The organism is Lysinibacillus sp. GW821-FHT14F06, assembly GCF_058803665.1.
Genome location: NZ_JBXAPF010000027.1, coordinates 59,016 through 62,488 on the forward strand (window position 1 = coordinate 59,016; position 3,473 = coordinate 62,488).

General features: G+C 34.2%; 7 protein-coding genes. 1 reads left to right on the forward strand and 6 read right to left on the reverse strand.

Features of this window, described 5'->3' with window-relative positions:
- Positions 1 to 994: 994 nt before the first annotated feature.
- From AC1RNS_RS19850 to AC1RNS_RS19870, 5 genes are all read right to left on the reverse strand, one after another.
- Positions 995 to 1,492, reverse strand: coding sequence for a sigma factor-like helix-turn-helix DNA-binding protein (locus AC1RNS_RS19850; protein WP_492995163.1), 498 nt, complete (start codon positions 1,490 to 1,492; stop codon positions 995 to 997).
- 103 nt (positions 1,493 to 1,595) lie between these two features.
- Positions 1,596 to 1,790: a hypothetical protein gene (locus AC1RNS_RS19855; RefSeq protein ID WP_492995165.1), complete on the reverse strand. Its 195-nt coding sequence runs from the start codon at positions 1,788 to 1,790 to the stop codon at positions 1,596 to 1,598.
- A 130-nt stretch (positions 1,791 to 1,920) separates the two neighbouring features.
- A complete protein-coding gene (locus tag AC1RNS_RS19860; RefSeq protein ID WP_492995166.1) occupies positions 1,921 to 2,145 on the reverse strand; it encodes a hypothetical protein in 225 nt (74 codons plus the stop codon).
- 42 nt (positions 2,146 to 2,187) lie between these two features.
- Positions 2,188 to 2,352 carry a hypothetical protein gene (locus AC1RNS_RS19865; protein WP_492995168.1) on the reverse strand — a complete coding sequence of 55 codons (165 nt, stop codon included), beginning with the start codon at positions 2,350 to 2,352 and terminating at the stop codon, positions 2,188 to 2,190.
- Positions 2,353 to 2,395: 43 nt separating this feature from the next.
- Positions 2,396 to 2,674, reverse strand: coding sequence for a hypothetical protein (locus AC1RNS_RS19870; protein ID WP_492995170.1), 279 nt, complete (start codon positions 2,672 to 2,674; stop codon positions 2,396 to 2,398).
- Between the two features lie 170 nt (positions 2,675 to 2,844).
- Here AC1RNS_RS19870 and AC1RNS_RS19875 point away from each other — a divergent pair, with 170 nt between their 5' ends.
- Positions 2,845 to 3,033, forward strand: coding sequence for a DUF4177 domain-containing protein (locus tag AC1RNS_RS19875; RefSeq protein WP_492995171.1), 189 nt, complete (start codon positions 2,845 to 2,847; stop codon positions 3,031 to 3,033).
- Positions 3,034 to 3,115: 82 nt separating this feature from the next.
- Here AC1RNS_RS19875 and AC1RNS_RS19880 read toward each other — a convergent pair whose 3' ends face one another.
- Complete coding sequence (locus tag AC1RNS_RS19880) at positions 3,116 to 3,316, reverse strand: hypothetical protein (RefSeq protein WP_492995172.1); 201 nt, start codon at positions 3,314 to 3,316, stop codon at positions 3,116 to 3,118.
- Between the last annotated feature and the right edge of the window lie 157 nt (positions 3,317 to 3,473).

Sequence of the window (3,473 nt, forward strand, 5' to 3'; positions counted from 1 at the left end):
TGGCTAACGCCCTCTTTGGTTCTGATTGACCATTTTATTTTTGGCTAATGCCCTCTTTGGTTCTGATTGACCATTTTTTGGCTAACGCCCTCTTTGGTTCTGATTGACCATTTTTTTGGCTAACGCCCTCTTCGGTTCTGATTGACCATTTTTTTGGCTAACGCCCTCTTTGGTTCTGATTGACCATTTTTTTGGCTAATGCCCTCTTTGGCTTTATGCCTTTTTAAATAAGTGCTAAAAGACATTTATTATTGTTAGATCTCAATAATACAACACCCTTCTCAAACAAGTAACACATTGGAAAATAAAAAAGCAGACAACAACTCAATTATGAAGCGCTTTTTGTATTTGTTTTGTCTTTCGACAGTAAAAAATCCTACACCTAGATGTAGGATAGTTTAATTTTATAAAATTCAGAAACTTTATGCAAAAAATGAGATTACCTATCTACTAAATAGATTCTTTAGAAGTGTTATATTAAGTATAATTCAACAATAATTTGTCGTTTTAGATAAAAAACTTAGTTTTTTTACATAAAAAAGCGTGTATTTTATTTTTCCAGGCAACTACAGTTACCACAACTCGTACACGAAAAGTTGCATCTAATGTGGTTGGTTACATTATTACAAAAAAGATGAAATATATGAGATTTAATCAACCATCTTTAATGATTAAGCCGACCAACACGGCGTAGATGAAATGTTTTTTCACCTGCGCTTATATTAACACTTACTTTTCGATAATGTCAATTATAAATAATTACATAATTGCAGTTTTTTAATGTAAATATTTAATTCATCACCATATCAATCACTCTTTCAAGCACTCGCTGTACACTTGTATGATTCATGTTAATCCTAGTTCCTATCTAACGCTATCGCAACCAAAATAAAAGCTTTGATGTACTAACCCCACAACCCAAAAATTACTGTAATTTCATTATTACCACCTCTAAAAATAAATATCTTCACTATATAGGCAATCGTATGGCAAACTATGCAATTTTATTGGAAATATTATTAGCAATCTTCATTTCCGCTCGTGTTATATAGCTTTGTATAGTACTTTTTGTAACTCCTAGTAGTTTTGCAGTTTTTCCAAATGACATATGTTCTGCTCGTATCATAATAAAAGCTGTACGCTCATTTTCTGTTAAGCCAGCCATCGTATTATTAACAACTTTTTTAAAATTGTATAATCGCTCGATTTCTTTTAATGCGACCGCTTCATCTATCCATAAATCAATTTCATCTGTTATAAGTGCTGGCACATCATTAGTGCTATCAACGTAAACAATTAAATCTTGCATCAGGTGATGGTCCATAGCATAAGCATCTGTACGAGAAGCGGCTCTACACTCTGCTGGATCATAGCCTGTTTCCATCCATTTAATAGCTTCTTGTAAATCACGCTCCATACTAGAACATCCACCAGCAGCTCGTAAATCTTTCAATGACTGTTTATATTCTTCGATTAAGTCTGGAAAATACATGACCATCTTCCTCTCTATTCTATGCAAAAATAAAAAGGACACTAATAGACCTGACGTAATTGCCAGAATCTATTAGTGTCCATCGGTTTTTCCGTAAGGACGATTATTTAGTTTTTTTAATACGGATACGTTCAGCCCGCTCCACATCAAGTACTTGTCCATTGTGCCAAATGATTGTATCTTGCCCAAATGCTTTAGGGCTTAATGGTGTAACAATACCATCCTGTACTATATACACGCCGTTCTCACATTTGTTAATTTGTTCATTTGTTAAAACTTGAGTATTTTCTGTGTTCATAGCTTTGCCCCCTATGATATAATGCGTTAAGTGAACACCGTCGAAGGGCGGAACCAATTCGAAGCCGAGGCGTGTAACGACGCTGCGGCTTTTTTATTTTTATTTACTGATTATTTTGAGTACATGATCCTCATATTTTGTAGTTATATTTTTTAGCAACTTCTAATAATTCACTATTTAAATTACCTTCAAATTTAGTCACAGTTCTACTTGTAAGATAAACTTTAGTATCTGAAACAAGGTCAATTACTTTAACTATATCATCGACATATTTTGCATCTTCAAGCGCTAGGTACACTTTAAATGGTCCTACCCTATGACTGTCTGTATATAGTTCACCTTCACTAATAAGCAATGTAAAGCACCTCCTGTACAAATTGCTCATATTGTGCAGTAACTATCTATGCCCTTTTCCAAAACAATTGGTGCAATTCACCTTTACTTTACCTCCCCAAATTGTATTTCCACTACTCCCGACCAATTGAATACGTTTGTTACCTAAACGCTCACCATCATTAACAACCACATAACCTTGACCGTTACATTTTTTACACTTTTTCATAATTCCTTCATCCTTTCTGAACAAAACAATTGCAGCGTCTAAATCAGTCCTCTTTTGGTGACCACGTAAGATAAATATAGGAACCTATAAGACCCCATGAAAGGAAAAGGCCAAAACTACCCTTCGCTAACCATTCCAAAAGAGAATGAAAACTATAACCCCAAAGAACAATATCCTTTACACCCATCGCTTCTTCTCTAACTATGACAATTACAATAGCAATCAAAGAAATAGCAGCCCAAAAAAACATGGGGAAAACAATATATAAATCTACTACATGTGTTTTTCCTTTTAAGCTGCCGTTTTGTGTATCATTTGCCATTTTTATTTCTCCCTTCCTGTTGTTCGACATATGGCATACATTTATCTCCCTTTCTTATGTCGCAAGATCTTTCGAAAAAACCTCGAACTTTTCATCAACTTCAATATATTTTTTGAAACTTTACATTACTAAAAAACGTAAATGAAAGTAATAAAAAGGAGGTTTTTATATTGTACGAACATAAATTCGTGAAAATTCAATTATCTTCAATCAAATTAACTCCTGAAGAAGATTATCATAAAGTTGTTTATGATTATGAAAAAGAAGGTTGGGAGTTAGTACAAATCTTTGCACCAGGAACAAAAGGTACCGGCTTTCCTTCTTTTTTTGAATTAATATTTAAACGAAAGAAAGATTAAGGGGAAAAAGGTTCATTACCTTTTTCCTTCTCTTTATTACACACTTTGTTTCGGTTAACCCTCATATTGAGCAGTAATTTTATTAATCACAATCCTCCATTACCATCGCATCTAATTTTTCTAAGTGGGTAAACGCTTCTTCAACTTCATGCTCGTACCGTGTACCTTCCGCTATAATCCAAAGCATGTGTAACATGCTGATTTGAGCATCTTTACTGAACCTTGCAGTTACAGCTTCACTATATGCTTGAGACAGTCGTTCTTTTTTAGATAATTTAGCCATTTCCAACCCTCCTGTCCCTCAATAACTTATTTCTCTTACTGCACATTTTCTTTCAACTATTCCTCATTCCATTCCCATAAACTTAGCTTGCCTTTTGCTGGCACTGGTTCTGCTAGCACCTGTAAATTTGATAATTCCCATGCATAACGACCTTCTG